Origin of the sequence: Kribbella sandramycini, assembly GCF_013131805.1 — a bacterium.
Lineage (GTDB): Bacteria > Actinomycetota > Actinomycetes > Propionibacteriales > Kribbellaceae > Kribbella > Kribbella sandramycini.
In genome coordinates this window covers 240,764-257,491 of record NZ_JABJRC010000003.1, presented here as the reverse complement: position 1 = coordinate 257,491, position 16,728 = coordinate 240,764, and the positions used below count along the sequence as shown (strand labels likewise).

General features: G+C 70.5%; 9 protein-coding genes. 5 read left to right on the top strand and 4 right to left on the bottom strand.

Features of this window, described 5'->3' with window-relative positions:
* Nucleotides 1–10: 10 nt before the first annotated feature.
* Nucleotides 11–418, top strand: coding sequence for a RidA family protein (locus HPO96_RS14680; RefSeq protein WP_171673999.1), 408 nt, complete (start codon nucleotides 11–13; stop codon nucleotides 416–418).
* Between the two features lie 37 nt (nucleotides 419–455).
* On the opposite strand, the gene HPO96_RS14675 is transcribed toward HPO96_RS14680, so the two are convergent.
* From HPO96_RS14675 to HPO96_RS14665, 3 genes are all read right to left on the bottom strand, one after another.
* On the bottom strand, nucleotides 456–4,064 hold the full coding sequence (locus tag HPO96_RS14675; RefSeq protein ID WP_171673998.1) for a S8 family peptidase: 3,609 nt from the start codon (nucleotides 4,062–4,064) through the stop codon (nucleotides 456–458).
* Nucleotides 4,065–4,177: 113 nt separating this feature from the next.
* Nucleotides 4,178–7,822 (bottom strand): S8 family peptidase, encoded by a 3,645-nt coding sequence (locus HPO96_RS14670; protein ID WP_171673997.1) that lies wholly within the window; start codon nucleotides 7,820–7,822, stop codon nucleotides 4,178–4,180.
* Nucleotides 7,823–7,932: 110 nt separating this feature from the next.
* Nucleotides 7,933–11,172 (bottom strand): S8 family serine peptidase, encoded by a 3,240-nt coding sequence (locus HPO96_RS14665; RefSeq protein ID WP_171673996.1) that lies wholly within the window; start codon nucleotides 11,170–11,172, stop codon nucleotides 7,933–7,935.
* Nucleotides 11,173–11,341: 169 nt separating this feature from the next.
* Here HPO96_RS14665 and clpB point away from each other — a divergent pair, with 169 nt between their 5' ends.
* The 4 genes from clpB (at nucleotide 11,342) to HPO96_RS14645 (ending at nucleotide 15,444) form a co-directional block, all read left to right on the top strand.
* Nucleotides 11,342–13,921: an ATP-dependent chaperone ClpB gene (gene clpB / locus HPO96_RS14660; RefSeq protein WP_171673995.1), complete on the top strand. Its 2,580-nt coding sequence runs from the start codon at nucleotides 11,342–11,344 to the stop codon at nucleotides 13,919–13,921.
* A gap of 69 nt (nucleotides 13,922–13,990) precedes the next feature.
* Complete coding sequence (locus HPO96_RS14655) at nucleotides 13,991–14,428, top strand: hypothetical protein (RefSeq protein ID WP_171673994.1); 438 nt, start codon at nucleotides 13,991–13,993, stop codon at nucleotides 14,426–14,428.
* Complete coding sequence (locus tag HPO96_RS14650; RefSeq protein ID WP_171673993.1) at nucleotides 14,428–14,775, top strand: ArsC/Spx/MgsR family protein; 348 nt, start codon at nucleotides 14,428–14,430, stop codon at nucleotides 14,773–14,775. The genes HPO96_RS14655 and HPO96_RS14650 overlap by 1 nt, the downstream gene beginning before the upstream one ends.
* A 78-nt stretch (nucleotides 14,776–14,853) precedes the next feature.
* Nucleotides 14,854–15,444, top strand: coding sequence for a hypothetical protein (locus HPO96_RS14645; RefSeq protein ID WP_171673992.1), 591 nt, complete (start codon nucleotides 14,854–14,856; stop codon nucleotides 15,442–15,444).
* Nucleotides 15,445–15,566: 122 nt separating this feature from the next.
* Here the strand turns inward: HPO96_RS14645 and HPO96_RS14640 are convergent, their stop codons facing one another.
* Nucleotides 15,567–16,718 carry a pyridoxal phosphate-dependent aminotransferase gene (locus HPO96_RS14640; protein WP_171673991.1) on the bottom strand — a complete coding sequence of 384 codons (1,152 nt, stop codon included), beginning with the start codon at nucleotides 16,716–16,718 and terminating at the stop codon, nucleotides 15,567–15,569.
* Nucleotides 16,719–16,728 lie beyond the last annotated feature (10 nt).

Genomic DNA, 16,728 nt, shown 5'->3' with positions numbered 1-16,728 from the left:
AGAGGGAATCATGCCGAACACCATGATCGATCCGGCCGCGTTGCCGGCTGTCGACGTCTACCATCAGGTGGCTGTTGCGACCGGCAGCCGGATGGTTTTCGTCGCCGGGCAGGTCTCCTGGGACGCCGATGGTCAGACCGTCGGCGCGGGCGATCTGGCGGCGCAGGTCGAGCAGGCGTACCTGAATGTGAACACCGCCGTGACCGCCGCCGGCGGCACGTTCGACGACGTCGTCCGGTTGACCTGTTACGCCGTCGACTGGACGCCGGACAAGATGCCCGCGCTGCTCGACGGCATCAATCGTGCCAAGAGCAAGCTCGGTGTCACCGCGGCTCCGCCGGCGACGCTGATCGGCGTGGCTGCCCTGGATGTTCCTGAGCACCTGATCGAGATCGAGGCGACGGCGGTCCTCGTCTGAGAGCGGGGTGGCGCAATCGATGCGCCACCCCGGTCGGCTACTTCAGGCCGTAGGCGGCGGTGATCACCTGCTTGAGGCTGTTGCCGACAGCATCGTTCGCGGTGACCCGCAGGCTCGGCGTCTTACCGACGGCCGAGGCCGGGTGGGTGACCGTGGCGGCGTACTTCGCGCCGGAGCCGGTGACCGGCAGCGCCGTCCAGCGGCGGCCGTCGTACGAGATCTCCAGCTTGGGCTTGGCGAAGGCTGCGGTGCTGCCGGAGCCGAACTGGTGGCGGAGCCCGATGTCGATCGTCACCGCCCGACCGGTCGGGACCCGGTTGAGGCCGTCGGACTGCGGTACGTCGAGGTCGGCGAGCACCAGCGGCATCACCTCGTCCGCGCCGCCCTTCGAGCGGAACTTCCAGTGCGATTCGACCGACGACGAGTACCGGAAGACGTCGGGATCGGAGGCAGCGACGAGGTCGACGGCGTACGTCGCGGCATCGGCCGGTACGTCGACGAGCACGCCGATCCCGGGTTCGTTGGCGATCTCCCGACCGTTCCGGCTGACCTTGATCTCGCCGCCGGCATAGATGTGCGGGAGGTACTGGCTGCCGCGGCCGAGCGCGCTGAACGACAGACCAAGGCCACCCTCCATCCGGCCGACCTGGGTTGCCGGCCCGCTCGGACCATCGGGGAGGCCGCTGGTCAGCACCCCGGTCATCCAGCGCTCGACGCTCTTCGCGCCCGGCCGATACGTCCGCGGCGTGTTCGTGAGGTGCATCGTCGTGCCACCTTCGAACGACACCACGCTCGACCACTGGACGCCGTTGCCCAGCACGTACGCCGTGCGCTTGCTCGGGGTCGGGAAGTCCGGCGGGAGGAAGGTGTTCAGCGTCGCGCCCGCCGGGGTGGTTCCGCTCCGCGACTCCGACTGGCGCGCCCCGCGCACGTGGGCACCGAAGGTCTCCTCGATCGTCGCAAGCTCCTCGGGCCGGACGGTCACCGTGGATTCGGCCGGGATCCGGTCGCGCCACGGGACGACCAGGTCGTAGACGTACGGCGTCACGGCCTGCCCGGTGACGCGGACCGTCGCTGAACCCTTGAGCAGGGCCTGCGCGCTGACCCGGGAGATCCGCATCGTCGGCAGGGTCGCCTCGCCGTTCTCGCCGAGGGCCCAGAAGCTGAACATTGCGCCGTCCCCGGCCCGATCCGGCCGGTAGAGCATGACGGCCGCGGCACCTGCGTCCTGGGCGTTCTTCGCCAGTTCGCCGCTCGGGCGACTTCCGTCGGTCCGGATCAGCGCCAGCTTGCCTTTCACGCCGGTCAGCTCGGCGGGCGAGCCCGCGCCGCCGTCGGACACCCGCAGGTCTTTCTGGCCGGTGAATCGCGGTCCGGTGTGGAAGTCGAGTGCGGTGAACGCCGGTCCGCCGACGATCTGAGCCAGGTACGGCGGCTGCTCCAGCCGTTTGCCGAGGGCGATCTCCGTCGAGCCGACCGTCGGCGCCGCGGTCCTGGTCGCGGCGAACGTACGCCGGGCGCCGCTCGCGCTGGCGCCGTTCGTCCGCCGGACGCCGGGGACCTCGCGGACGAAGGACATTTCGGTCGTCCGGGCGGTCGCCACGTTCTGCCCCTGGACGCCGAGATCCAGCGGCTGGGTCTTGCGCGCGTCGAGGGTCAGGCTCGTCGGTCGACGGACCTCGAACTCCTCGCTCAGCACCAGGTCGAAGCGGCCCGGCGTGGCGTCGGTCGCGTCGGTGAGGAATATCGACGACAGGTCGTACCGACCGGGGGCGAGGCGGACCTTCGCCGTCCCGTCCACGAGCTGTGGGTTCTCGAGGTTCGGCTGCTCGCCGTCCAGCCGGTTCAGGCCGAGCTCGCCGTCGGCCGGTTCGCCGGTCCGGCCGATGCCGGTGACGGTCACGTCGTACATCTCCGGTTCGGCGTACCAGCCGATGACAGTGACGAGCGGGTCGGCGCCGGTCGGGGTCGCGGTGATGCGCCCGGCGATCGGTCCGCTGCCGGCGGCGGCACGGTCGGCGGTGACGGTGACGACGGCCTCGCCGTTCGCGGGGACGACGATGGTGGGGGCGCTGAACCGGACGGCAGGGAGGTCGGAGGCGAGGCTCAGGGTGACCGGTGCCGTCGTCGGGTTGCGGTACTTCAGTTCTCGGGTGACTGGGTCGGTTTGCGGGTACGGCCAGGTGATCGTGCCGAGGTCCAGCTCGGCGATGTCGACCGACGGGTCGGCGGCGGTCGCCTGGTCGGCGTCCACACGGCCTGCTCCTTGGCCGGTCAACGGGTTGTTCGGCTGTGGGTCGGCGGTGGAGATGAGCCGGGCTTTGAGGGCGTCGGCAGTCCACTGCGGGTGGGCCTGGGCGATCAGCGCGGCGGTGCCGGCGGCGTGTGGGCCGGCCATCGAGGTGCCGGAGGCTGCTGTGTAGTGGTCGTCGACCGGCTCACCCAGCGAGGTGCCGGCGGCGCGGGCCGCGACGATACCCGTGCCCGGCGCGGACAGTTCCGGCTTCGCGACGTTGTCACCCAGCCGCGGGCCGCGGCAGGAGCGCTCACTGGTCTTGCCGTCGCGCAACAAGTTGCCAACAGCAAGCGCTTGGTCGGCGGCCGCGGGGGTGCTGATCCGGCAGGAGGTGTCCGGCGGGCGGACGTTGCCAGCCGCAACGACGAACAACGCTCCGGATTCGGTGCTGATCCGGTTGACGGCCTGGGACAGCTCGTCGGTGCCGTCGGTGGCATCGCCGCCGAGGCTGAGGTTGACGACCTTGGCGCCCTGGGCGACGGCCCACTCCATGCCGGCGATGATGCCGGAGTCATAGCCCTGGCCGTTGTCGTTCAGGACCTTGCCGCTGAGCAGGGTGGCCTCGGGCGCGACGCCCCTGTGCTTCGCGCCGGCGCCGGCGGCGATACTCGCGACGTGCGTGCCGTGACCGTGGTGGTCGTTGGCATCCTCGGCCGTGCTGAAGTTCTCGGCGGCCGCGATCCGGCCGGCCAGGTCGGGGTGCGTCGGGTCGATGCCGGTGTCGAGGACGGCGAGCTTGACGCCCTTGCCGGTCAGACCGCGCTGCCAGGCCGCGGGGCCGCCGATCTGCGGGACACTCTGGTCGAGACTGGCCTGCACGCGCCGATCGAGGCTGATCCGGGCGGTCTTGTCGACGGACTTCCAGAAGGACGTGCCTGCCGAGACCCGGGTTGCGCGGGCGCCGAGGCTGTTCAGCACCCGCCCGCCCTGGGTGCCTGGGACGGCGGACCGTGCGCGACCGAGGGCGGTCTTCGCGGCGCCGGCGTACCGGATGATGACCGGCGTGCTCTCGGTAGCGCCTTCGGCGATCAATGTGCGGACGTCGAACAGGGACCGATCGAGGCGACCGGCGAGGACGTCGGGCTGCGCTGCGATCGGTACGACGTACGTGCGTCCGTTCAGGCTGCTGGTCAGCGCCGCGTCCGACCTGCTGCCGGGACCGGGGACGAAGGTGGTCCGGTCCGGTTGTCCCGGGGTGCTCGTGACGCGGACGCGGTCGCCGGTGATCAGGGTGACGACGGCTTCGGTGCTCTGCGGACGCGTCTTCGGGGGTGTCGCGGTCGCCACGGCGGGGATGCCGAGGGACAGGCTGAGGGTCACGACGGGCGTGAGCCAGCGAATCGGGTGCAAGGGGGTACCTCCTGAGCCGGGTCCTTTCTTTTCGTGATGGTGCGGGCGGGAATCCGGTTCACGGCGGGGGAGACCTTTCGGCGCTGATGGAAAGGTCTCCCCCTGGGCTGCGCCTACTTCAGGCCGTAGGCGGCGGTGATCTCCTGGGTCAGGGTGTTCCCTTCGGTGTCGGCCGCGGTCAGCCGGAGGGAGGGGGACTGGCCGGTCGCAGAGGCCGGGTGGGTGACCTTCGCGGCGTACTTCGCCGGGCCGGTCGCGGTCAGCGGCAGGTCGGTCCACTGCTTGCCGTCGTACGACAGTTGCAGCTTGGGTTTGGTGAACTTCGCAGTGCTGCCGGAGCCGAACTGGTGGCGCAGGGCCAGTTCGATGGTGATCGGCTGCCCGGTCCGGACCTGGCTGGAAGCGTCGGCTTGCGGGACGTCGAGATCCGCGAGGACCAGCGGCATCCGCTCGGTGTCAGTGCCTTTGGAGCGGAACCTCCACTGCGAGTCGATGGTCGTCGAGTACCGGAACACCCGCTGTTCGGCGGTGCTCCGCAGTTCGATCGTGTAGTCGGCCGGCTCCGCCGGTACATCTTCGATGTACGCAGCCGGGTAGTCGGTGGCGACGAGCTCGGCGCCGTTGCGGGTGACGGTCAGGTCGTGGGTGCCGCCAGGCTCCGTGGTGCCCTGCCTCGGGCCCTGGCCGATCGCGCTGAGCCAGAGCGACAGGGCGCCGTCGTCTTGGCGGACGTGCTGATACAGGCTGGTTCCATCGGGTAGGCCGGCGTTCTGCACCGGCGCCAGCCACCGCTCGGCGGTGGTGCTGCCGGGGTGGTAGGTGCGCGGTTCGGTGTTCTGCACGAGGTTGGCGTGACCGTTGTCCAGAACGACCTGGCTGCCCCACTTGGTCTGATTGGCCAGTACGTACGACGTCCGCCGGGTCGGCGCGCTGATGAGTGGCGGCAGGAAGCTGTTCAGCTGGAGACCCGCCGGGGTGTAAGCACTGCGGGCCTCCGAGATCAGCATGCCGGGAACGTGTGCGCCGAAGGATTCGTTGACGGTCGCCAGCTGGCCGCGCCCGACCGTGAGCTCGGTGTTGGCCGGGATCCGCTGCGCCCACGGGATCGCGAGGTCGTAGACGTACGGTGTCGCGGCCTGGCCGGTGATGCGGATGGTCGAGTTTGCTTCGAGCAACTTCTTGGCGCTCAGTCGGGAGACCCTGAGGGCTGGGATGGTTGCCGAATCCTGATCGGCGATCGCCCAGTAGCCGGGGACGGCGCCATCCCCGGCGAGCATGGGCCGGTAGAGGATGACGGCGGCTGCTCCGGCGTCCTCGGCGTTCTTGGCGAGGACGCCGTTCAGCGTGCTGCCGTCGTAGCGGATCAGCGCGGCTTTGCCCTTGGCGCCGGTCAGCTCGGCCGGGGTTCCGCTGCCGCCGTCGTACACCTGCAGGTCCTTGCGGCCGGTGAAGCGCGGGCCGAAGAAGAAGTCGAGCGCGGTGACGGTCGGCCCGCCCGCGATGTTCACCTGGTACGCCGGGTGTTCCATGCGCTTGCCGAAGGCAACCTCAGCGGTGCCGAGGGTCGGCGCCGCGGTGCGGGTCGCCGCGTAGATGCTGCGGGAGCCGATGCCGCTGAGGCCGTCCGTGCGCGCCAGCTCGGGGGCCTTGCGGTCGTAGAGCAGGCTGGTCTCGCGCGCGGTCGCGTTCGCCGGCTGGCCTTGGGCGGTGAGGTCGACCGTTTGCGTCTTCCGGCCGTCGAGGGTCGCCGTGGTTGCCTTACGCACCTCGAACTCATCGCTGAGCACGAGATCGAAGCGGCCCGGGACACCGTCGGCGGCAGCGCCGAAGAGCACCGTCGAGGCGTCGTACTTACCCGGCGGGACGCGAACCTTGGCCGTGCCGTTCACGACCGGGATGTAGGGCAGGCCGGGGCCGAGGTCCAACTGCGGGCCATCGAGCCGGTTCAGGAGGACGTCGGCGTTGGCCGGTCCGCCGTCGCGCGCGATGCCGGTGATCGTCAGGTCGTAGAGCTCGGGTTCGGCGTACCAGCCGATGACGGTGACGAGTGGGTCGGCGCCGTCGGCGGTCGCGGTGATGCGGCCGGCGAAGTCACCGACGCCCTGGGCGGCTCGGTCGGCGCTGACCGTTACCTTCGCCTCGCCCTGTGCGGGGACGACGAGTTGCCCGGTGCTCAGCTTCGTGGACTGCTGGTCGACGGCGAGTCTCAGCGTGACCGGCGTATCGGTCGGGTTGCGGTAGGTCAGCTCGCGGGTGACGACATCGGACGCCGGGTGTGGCCAGGCGAGCCGGCCGAGGTCGAGCTGACCGGCGTCGACCGTGACGCCGCCGGCGGTCGCCTGGTCGGCGTCGACGCGGCCGGCGCCTTGCCGGGCGATCGAATCGGTCGGCTGCGGGTCGGCGGTGGAGATCAGCCGGACCTTGAGGGCATCGGCCTTCCACTGCGGGTGCGCCTGCGCGATCAGCGCGGCGGTGCCGGCGACATGTGGGCTGGCCATCGACGTCCCGGACGCCGCCGTGTAGTCGTCGTCGACCGGTTGGCCCATGGAGGTGCCGTCCGCGCGGGCCGCGACGATGCCGGTGCCTGGGGCGGAGAGCTCGGGCTTCAGGGCGTGGTCGCCCTTGCGCGGGCCGTTGCACGAGCTCTCGTTGGTCGCGCCGTCGCGCTGCAGGTTGCCGATCGCAAGCGCTTCGTCGGCCGCGGCCGGGGTGCTGATGGTGCCGGGGCTCGGGAACCGGCAGTTGCCGGCGGCAATGACGAACAGGGCGCCGGTCTGCTTGCTGATCCGGTTGACGGCCTGGGACAGCTCGTCCGTCCCGTCGCTGGGGCCGCCGCCGAGACTGAGGTTGACGACCGCCGCGCCCTGGGCGGTCGCCCACTCCATGCCGGCGATGATGCTGGAGTCGTAGCCCTGGCCGTAGTCGTTGAGCACCTTGCCGCTGAGCAGGGTGGCCTCAGGTGCGACGCCTCGGTGCTTCGCGCCGGCGCCGGCGGCGATACTCGCGACGTGCGTGCCGTGACCATGGTGGTCGATGGCATCCGCGGCCTCGCTGAAGTTCTCGGCCGCCGCGATCCGGCCGGCGAAGTCGGGGTGCGTCGGGTCGATGCCGGTGTCGAGGACGGCGATCTTGACGCCCTTGCCGGTCAGACCGCGCTGCCAGGCGGCCGGTCCGCCGATCTGCGGGACGCTCTGGTCGAGGTTCGCGGTGACGCGGCGGTCGAGGCTGACCTTGGCGATGGCGGTCGAGTCGTCCACGGACTTCCAGAAGGCCGGGGCTTGCTCGACCCGGGTGGCGCGGGCGCCGACGCTGCTGAGCACCCGGCCGCCCGCCGTACCGGCGATCGCCGTCCGGGCCTGCCGGGCGGCAGCTGATCCGGAGTAGCGGACGATGACCGGAGTGCTCTTGGTCGCGCCCTCGGCGACCAGGGTGGTGACGTCGAAGAGTGTGCGGTCGAGGCGACCCGCTGCGACATCGGCCGCGGCGGCGGACGGGACGACGTACGTGTGCCCGTCGACGACCGTCGTCCGGGCTGCCTCGGAGGTGCTGCCCGGGCCGGGCTGGAAGGCGATCTGATCCCGGGCGCCGGGCCGGCTGGTGATCCGGACGGAGTCGCCGGTGATCAAGGCGACCGTCGAGACGGTCGGGGTGTTCTTGGGCCGGGTGGACGGCCCGGGTGGGGACGCGGCGGCAGGCGTGGCCGCGCCGAGCGTCAGGCCGAGCGCCACGAGCGACGCTGTCCAGCGGGTCGGATACAAGGGTTCCTCCTGAACCAGGCGGGTGATCTCGTCGGGGGAACTACCTGGTCCGGTCGGTTGGATGACGCTCCGCCCGCCTTTCGAAGCCGGTCGAAAGGCGGGCGGACGCCCTACTTCAGGCCGTAGGCGGCGGTGATCTCTTGGGCGAAGGTGCTGCCGGCGGTGTCGGTCGCGGTGAGGCGGAGCGACGGTGACTTACCTGCGGCCGTGGTCGGGTGGGTGAGCTTGGCGACGTACTTGCCGCCGGATTCGGTCAGGGGGAGTGTGGTCCAGTGCTCGCCGTCGTAGGAGAGCTCCAGGTTCGGTTTGGTGAATTTCGCCGTCGTCGTGGAGCCGAACTGATGCCGGAGGCTCACCTCGACGGTGCTCGGGCGGCCGGTTCGGACCTGGCTGAGCAGATCGGTCTGTGGGACGTCGACGTCCGCGAGGATCAGCGGGAGACGTTCTTCGTCGCCGCCGAGGGAGCGGAAGGTCCAGCGTGAGACGGCCTTGGTCGAGTAGCGGAAGTACTTCGGGTCCGGGCTGCTGGTGAGGTTGATCGTGTAGTCGGCCGGGCCGTTATCGGTTGGCCGGCCGTAGCCTGTGGGAGCCTCGGTAGAGATCAGTTGTTTGCCGTTGCGAGTCACCTCGAGTTGGTGAGTGCCGCTCCCGGTCCAGGGGGTCAGGTAGCTCGTGCTGTTGGCGAAGGGCGCGAATGAGACGGCCAGGAAGCCCGGATTGTGGACGACAGCGGCAGGCTCCTCGCCGTCCGCACCGGGCAGGCCGCTGGTCAGGACCGGTGTCATCCAGCGCTCGGCTGTGCGGACGCCGGCGTGGTAGCTGCGGGTTGGTGCGAACAGGACCAGGTACGACGCCTCGTCGAGGACGACGCTGCTGCTCCACTTGGCCTGATTGGCCAGCACGTACGACGTCCGCCGGGCCGGGGTCGTGAGTTCCGCTGCGGCGCCGGGGTAGTGCATGGCGCTGGCAGGGGTGAGACCCAGCCGCCGCTCGACGACCGGAGTGCTGGGGACGTGGGCGCCGAAGGATTCGTCGACGATCGCGAACTGGTCGCGCTTGAACCTGAGCGTGGTGTCGGTCGGCAGTTTGCCGGTCCAGGGCACCAGTAGGTCGTAGACGGTGTCCTTGGCTTCGAATCGGCGGGAGAAGCTGGTCTCGGCCGTTCCGATGGTCGGCGCGGTCGTGATGCGGGTTGCGCCGAACGTGTGCGGCTCGGCGCCGGTATTGATCGTGAGGTCCTGGCGGTCCTCGGCCAGGACGCGGACGTGGGTGAGCTGGGAGCCGCGCAGCCGGGCTTTCGCGTCGATGGTGAGGTCGACGGCTTGGGTCTTGCGGGCGTCGAGAGTCAGCGCGGTGTCCTTACGGAGTTCGAACTCGCCGGTCAGGACGAGGTCGGTCCGGTCCGACGAGCCGATGAACGCGGCGGCGTCGTACCGGCCCGGCGGTAGCCGCAGCTTGGCGGTGCCGTTGACGATCCGGACGACGCCCTCCGGGCCGAGGTCGGGCTGGTCGCCGTCCAGTCGCTGCAGGGTGACCTCGGCGTTCGGGACGGGCGATCCGTCGCGGGCGACGGCGGTGAAGGAGAGCTCGTAGCGCTCCGGTTCGGCGTACCAGCCGATGACGGTGACGAGCGGATCCGCGCCGGGTGCGGTGGCCGTGATGCGGCCGGCGAAGTTGCCGATGCCGCCGGCTGAGCGGTCGGCCGTGACGGTCACCTTGGCCTCGCCGTCGGCCGGTACGACGACCTGGGTCGCGCTCAGGCGCGGGGCGACCGTGGGCTGCTCGAAGTCGACGGCGAGCTGCAGGGTGATCGGCGTACCGGTCGGGTTGCGGTAGGTCAGGTCGCGGGTCACGACGTCCGTCTGCGGGTGCGGCCAGGTGCGCAGGCCCAGGTCGAGCTGGCCGGTGTTGACGCTGGGACCGCCGGCGGTGGCTTGGTCGGCGTCCACTCGGCCTGCGCCTTGCGCGGCGGCGGGGCTGCCGGGCTGCGGGTCCGCGGTCGAGATCAGTCGGGCGCGGAGGGCTGCGTTCTTCCAGGTCGGGTGTTGCTGGAGGAGGAGGGCGGCAGTGCCGGCGACGTGCGGCGTGGCCATCGACGTACCGGACAGGCTGCTGTAGCTGTCGCCGACCGGAGTGCCGAGGTCGGTCCCGGCGGCCCGGGCGGAGACGATGTCGGTGCCGGGCGCGGCGAGGTCGGGTTTCAGGGCTCCGTTGAGTTTTCGGGGTCCGCGACAGGAGTCTTCGGCGACGCTGCCGTCGAGCATCAAGTTGCCAATAGCAACAGCTTCGTCGGCGGCGCCGGGGGCGGTGACCGTGTTCGGCGACCAGGGCGCGCCGCCGTAGCAGTTACCCGCGCCGACCACGAACAGGGCGCCGGTCTGCCGGCTGATCCGGTTGAGGGCCTCGGAGAGCTCGTCGCTGCCGTCGCTCTCACCGCCGGCCAGGCTGAGGTTCAGGACGGACGCGCCCTGGGCGGCGGCCCACTCCATCCCGGCGATGACGCTGGAGTTCGTGCCCGAGCCGTCGTCGCCGAGCACCTTGGCGTTCAGCAACGTCGCTTCGGGTGCGACGCCTCGGTACTTGCCGTCGGACGCCGTGCCGTTGCCGGCGGCGATCCCGGCGACGTGGGTGCCGTGGCCGTTCCGGTCGATCGGGTCGCCGGCGCCGGTGAAGTCCTGCGCGGCGGCGATCCGGCCGGCCAGGTCGGGGTGGGTCGGGTCGATGCCGGTGTCGAGGACGGCGATCTTGACGCCCTTGCCGGTGAGGCCGCGCTGCCAGGCGGCCGGTCCGCCGATCTGCGGGACGCTCCGGTCGAGACCGGACTTCACGCGGCGGTCGAGGCTGATCTTGGTGACGGCGGCGTGGTTCACCGACTTCCAGAACGCTGACCCGGGCCGGACCCGGGTCGAGCGGGCGCCGAGGCTGTTCAAGACCCGGCCGCCGGTGGTGCCGGGCAGTGCGGAGCCGGCGGCGGTTCGGGCCGCTTCGGCGTACCGGACGATCACGGGGACGTTGTCGGTGACGCCTTCGGCCAACAGGGTCGTGACGTCGAAGAGGGCTGGGTCGAGGCGGCCGGCGTCGATCCCGGCCTGCGCCGATGCCGGGACGACGTACGTGTGGCCGTTGCGGCGGGTGGTGCGGACGGTCTGCTCGGGGGTGCCCGGGGCGGGCAGGAACGTCGTCCGGTCGGGCTGACCTGGCGCCCGGGTGATGCGGACGGAATCGCCGGTGACGAGGGTGACGGTCGCGGTCGTGGGGTTCGGTGCCGCGCCGGCGGGTGGGGGCGCCGCCGTACTGGTGACGGCTTGAGTGCTGAGCGTGAGCGCGATCAGGGCTGCCACAGGGCGCACAGGGGATCCTCCTAGGGAGAGCGGCTGTCCCCGTGAGGTACGGGATGACGGCCCGAAAGGTTGGCGACCCTGAGTTGACCCTGGGATTTCTCAGAGTTGAGTGGAATGGACTCAAGTTTGGATAAGTTGTACTCAGTGACGTTGTTGTCTGGACTCGAAAGGCTGAGATATGGATGTTCAGCGGTTGACGACGCTGGCCCGGGAAACGCTGTCGGTCGCCATCCGTCAGACCTCCGCGGCGGGCAACCCGACCGTGGAACCGATTCACCTGCTGTCCGCGCTGCTCGCGCAGCCCGAGGGGGCCACCACCGGCCTGCTCGAGGCCGCCGGCGGTGAGCTGGACGGCGTCCGCCGTCGTACGGCCGAGCAGGTCGGCCGCCTGCCGAAGGCCAGTGGGGGCAGTGTGCAGGCGCCGAGCCTGTCGCCGAAGACGGCCGAGGTGCTGGCGCAGGCCGAGCAGCGAGCGCTGGGGCTCGGCGACGAGTTCGTCTCCACCGAGCACCTGCTGATCGCGCTGGCCACCGTCGACGGGCCGGCCAAGACGGCGCTCGCGGTGTCGCCGGAGGCGCTGCTGCAGGCGTTCGACTCGATGCGCGGCAACCGGCGGATCACCTCGCCGGAGGCCGAGGGGACGACGAAGACGCTGGAGAAGTACGGCGTCGACCTGACCGAGCGCGCCCGCGACGGCAAACTCGACCCGGTGATCGGGCGGGACTCCGAGATCCGGCGCGTCGTCCAGGTCCTGTCCCGGCGGACCAAGAACAACCCGGTGCTGATCGGCGAGCCCGGCGTCGGCAAGACCGCCGTCGTCGAGGGGCTGGCCCAGCGGATCGTGGCCGGTGACGTGCCCGAGTCGCTGCGCGGCCGGCGGCTGATCAGCCTCGACCTCGGGGCGATGGTCGCGGGCGCGAAGTACCGCGGTGAGTTCGAGGAGCGGCTGAAGGCGGTGCTGACCGAGATCAAGGAGTCCGACGGTCAGGTCATCACGTTCATCGACGAGTTGCACACCGTCGTCGGCGCGGGCGCGTCCGGTGAGGGCGCGATGGACGCGGGCAACATGCTGAAGCCGATGCTGGCGCGCGGTGAGCTGCGGATGATCGGCGCCACCACGCTCGACGAGTACCGGACGCGGATCGAGAAGGACCCGGCACTGGAGCGCCGCTTCCAGCAGGTCTTCGTCGGCGAGCCCTCCGTGGAAGACTCGATCGCCATCCTGCGCGGGCTGAAGGAGCGCTACGAGGCGCACCACAAGGTCGCCATCTCCGACAGTGCGCTGGTCGCCGCGGCCACGCTGTCGAACCGGTACATCACCGGCCGGCAGCTGCCCGACAAGGCGATCGACCTGGTCGACGAGGCGGCGTCCCGGCTGCGGATGGAGATCGACTCCTCCCCGGTCGAGATCGACTCGCTGCGGCGTACGGTCGACCGGCTGAAGATGGAGGAGCTCGCGCTGTCGCGGGAGGAGGACGCGTCGTCCCAGGAGCGGCTGGAGCGGCTGCGCGCCGACCTCGCCGACCGCGAGGAGGAGCTGCGCGCGCTCGAAGCGCGCTGGGAGAAGGAGAAGTCCGGCCTGAACCGGGTCGGTGAGATCAAGGAGCGGATCGACGAGCTGCGCGGCCAGGCCGAGCGCGCCCAGCGCGACGGCGAGCTGCAGCGCGCCTCGGAGATCCTGTACGGCGAGATCCCGCAGCTGACCAAGGAGCTGGAGGCCGCCGCGGCCGAGCCCGAGGTCACCGACGGCCCGGACGCGATGGTCAACGAGGAGGTCGGCCCGACCGAGATCGCCGAGGTGATCGCGATGTGGACCGGTATCCCGACCGGCCGGCTGCTCGAAGGCGAGACCGGCAAGCTGCTCCGGATGGAAGGTGAGCTGGGTCGCCGGCTGATCGGCCAGCAGGCCGCGGTGAAGGCCGTCAGCGACGCCGTCCGGCGGGCGCGAGCGGGGATCTCGGACCCGGACCGGCCGACCGGCTCGTTCCTGTTCCTCGGCCCGACCGGCGTCGGCAAGACCGAGCTGGCCAAGGCGCTGGCCGACTTCCTCTTCGACGACGAGCGGGCGATGGTCCGGATCGACATGTCGGAGTACTCCGAGAAGCACAGCGTCTCGCGTCTCGTCGGCGCCCCGCCCGGGTACGTCGGCTACGAGGAGGGCGGTCAGCTCACCGAGGCCGTACGCCGGCGTCCGTACTCGGTGATCCTGCTCGACGAGGTCGAGAAGGCGCACCCGGAGGTCTTCGACATCCTGCTCCAGGTCCTCGACGACGGCCGGCTGACCGACGGCCAGGGCCGGACGGTCGACTTCCGGAACGTCATCCTGATCCTGACCAGCAACCTCGGGTCGGCGTACCTGGCCGACATGTCGCTCGACGACAAGGTCAAACGCGACCAGGTGATGGCCGTCGTCCGCCAGTCCTTCAAACCCGAATTCATCAACCGCCTCGACGAGCTGGTCCTCTTCGACGCCCTCGGCAGCGAAGAGCTCACCCAGATCGTCGGCCTGCAGATCACCGCTCTGCAGCGGCGCCTCACCGACCGCCGCATCACCCTGGACGTCGGCGAAGACGCCCTCGAATGGCTCGCGATGACCGGCTACGACCCCGTCTACGGCGCCCGCCCGCTCCGCCGCCTGGTCCAGTCCGCCATCGGCGACGAGCTCGCCCGCGGCCTCCTCGACGGCACCATCCGCGACGGCGAAACCGTCCGGGTCTCCCTCAACGAGGCCAAGGACGCCCTCGACGTCACCGCCTGAGGTTGCTGTGAACGAGCCGGGCCGGTCGCAATGACCGGCCCGGCTTGGGTTGTCTGCAAGGATCACCGCATGAGCGAGCCGCACGACGACGTCCGTCCGCCTGGGCGGTACCAGGGGGCGTTCGGCGCGGCGTCGTACGGCTCGGAGGTGCCGCGCCAGGTGACGGTGGCGACCGTCGTCGTGCTGGGCTTCGGCGTCCTCTACCTGTTGCTGGGGTTGATGGCACTCACCTCGGCCGGCGACCAGATCTCCGAGATCGTCCTCGGCTCGAAGGGCTCCGGCGGCGTCGTCGCCACCGCCGCCCTGGCCGGCGCCGTCCTCTACGCCCTCCCGGCCCTCTACCTCCGCAAACGCCGCCCCTGGGCCCGCTACCTGGTCATCGCGATCGCCGTCCTCGGCGTCGTCGCCGGCCTCCTCGCCTTCCCCACCGGCCTCCTCGGCCTGGCCGTCCACGCCGCCCTCCTCGTCTTGATGCTCCACCCCACGACGAAACGCTGGTTCCGCTGATGGAAATCTGGATCAACCCCGCCTGCTCCAAGTGCCGCGTCGCCACCGACGCCCTGGACGCCGCCGGCGTCGACTACACAGTCCGCCGCTACCTCGACGACCCACCCACAGCCGCCGAACTCGAAGCCCTCCTCACCCGCCTCAACCTCGACCCCTGGCACCTACTCCGCCCCGACGAACCCGAAGCCACCGCCGTCGCCGACCTCCCCCGCACCCCCACCCACCGCACCCACTGGATAGCCGCCCTGATCGCCCACCCCATCCTCATCCAACGCCCCATCATCACCACCGAACACACCGCCGCCATCACCCGCACCCCCGAAACCCTCGCCACCTTCCTCCCCTGACGATCTGCCCCGGGATGCCCCGGGATGCCCTGTGGAAAACCGCGTGTCGCACGGCGTCGCTCCGGAAGAATTCGGAGGATGCCGAACCACCAATTCGCCCTCTCCGCCTGGGTCGACGAATCCGTGATCGTCGGGCCGCCGGGTGGCACGGGGACGTACACGATCGCGGCCGTTGTCGCCGATACTGCGAGTTGCGGCGATCTACGGCGCGAGCTGCTGGGGCTCGCGATCAAGCCCGGTGTCCGGCTGCACTGGCGAGGTGAATCGGTCAAGCGCCGGGACGTGATCGCCGCGGCCATCGGTCAGATGGACATCGCCGCGATCCTGACCGTCGGTGCGCCGATGGAACGGTCCAGACAAGAGCGCGCGCGCAGGTGCTGCCTGGAGCAGTTGCTCCACGAACTGGCACAGCTGGAGGTGTCCGAAGTCCGGTTGGAATCTCGGACCGCGGCACAGGATCGGCGCGATCTGCAACTGGTGGACAGCGCGCGTCGCAAGCGGTTGATACCGGGTGACCTGCTGGTCGGGTTCGCCAAACCGGGCGGCGAACCGATGCTCTGGTTGCCGGACGCCGTCGCCGGCGCGATGTCCTCGGACCTCCTCGGCGACGACCGGTGGCTGCGGCTGATGGCCGGCGTGGTGAGCATCCGGCGGGTGGCGGTTCGTTGAGCGGGCAGGCCCCGGAAAACGCGAAAGCTGGGGCCCGTCATTCCGGCGGGAATCCCAGCTTCACTTCTCACCAGGCAGCGCGTGGCGAGCTGTCGCAAGTTTAGCAGGTGTTGGGGTGGGTGTCAGAGGGATTTGAGGCGGTGGAGGGCTTCTTGGAGGAGGGACTCTTTCTTGCAGAAGGCCCAGCGGACCAGGGGGGCGCCTTGGGGTTTGTGGTCGTAGAAGACTTGGGTGGGGATGGCTACGACGCCGGTGCGTTGGGGGAGGAGGCGGCAGAAGTCGATGCCGTCGGTGTGGCCGAGGGGGCGGATGTCGGTGGTGATGAAGTAGGTGCCGGCGGGGGTGTGGACGTCGAAGCCGAGGTCGGCGAGGCCGGTGGCGAGGAGGTCGCGGCGGGACTGGAGGGTGCCGCGGACGGTGGTGTAGTAGTCGTTGCCTAGGGCAAGGGCGTTGGCCACGGCGGGCTGGAAGGGGGAGCCGGAGACATAGGTGAGGAACTGTTTGGCGGTGGTGACGGCGGTGATGTTGGCGGGGGTGCCGGTGACCCAGCCGATCTTCCAGCCGGTGACGGAGAAGGTCTTGCCGGCGCTGCTGATCGAGAGGGTGCGTTCGGGCATACCGTCGTACGTCGCCAGCGGGAGATGGCGGTGGTCGTCGTAGACGAGGTGTTCGTAGACCTCGTCGGTGATGACGGTCAGGTCGTGTTCGACGGCGACGTCGCGGATACCGCGCAGCTCTTCGTCGGTGAGGACGGTGCCGGTCGGGTTGTGCGGGGAGTTGATCAGCAGGACCTTGGTGCGCGGGGTGACGGCGGCGCGCAGCTCGTCGAGGTCGAGCCGGTACGACGGCGCCCGGAGCGTGACCGGGACGCGGCGTCCGCCGGCGAAGGCGATACCGGCCGCGTAGGAGTCGTAGTACGGCTCCAGGGCGATCACCTCGGCACCCGGCTCGACGAAGGCGAGCAAGGCGGCCGCGATGGCCTCGGTGGCGCCGGTGGTGACGAGGACTTCGGTGTCCGGGTCGTAGCTGAGGCCGTAGAAGCGCTGCTGGTGGTCGGCGATCGCCTGCCGGAGCGCGGGGATACCGCGGCCGGGCGGGTACTGGTTGGCGCCGGCCCGGATCGCGGCGATCGCGTCCTCGAGCACCGAGTCGGGGCCGTCGGTGTCGGGGAAGCCCTGCCCGAGGTTGACCGACCCGGTCGCCACCGCGAGCGCCGACATCTCGGCGAAGATCGTCGTACCCAGCCCGTTCAACCGCTCAGCGTGTCCGCGCATGCCCCGACCT

Bases quoted from the DNA above. Each gene is read 5' to 3' on its own strand.
- HPO96_RS14680 (WP_171673999.1), top strand. From the start codon at position 11: ATGCCGAACACCATGATCGATCCGGCCGCGTTGCCGGCTGTCGACGTC.
- clpB (WP_171673995.1), top strand. From the start codon at position 11,342: ATGGATGTTCAGCGGTTGACGACGCTGGCCCGGGAAACGCTGTCGGTC.
- HPO96_RS14655 (WP_171673994.1), top strand. From the start codon at position 13,991: ATGAGCGAGCCGCACGACGACGTCCGTCCGCCTGGGCGGTACCAGGGG.
- HPO96_RS14650 (WP_171673993.1), top strand. From the start codon at position 14,428: ATGGAAATCTGGATCAACCCCGCCTGCTCCAAGTGCCGCGTCGCCACC.
- HPO96_RS14645 (WP_171673992.1), top strand. From the start codon at position 14,854: ATGCCGAACCACCAATTCGCCCTCTCCGCCTGGGTCGACGAATCCGTG.
- HPO96_RS14640 (WP_171673991.1), bottom strand. From the start codon at position 16,718: ATGCGCGGACACGCTGAGCGGTTGAACGGGCTGGGTACGACGATCTTC.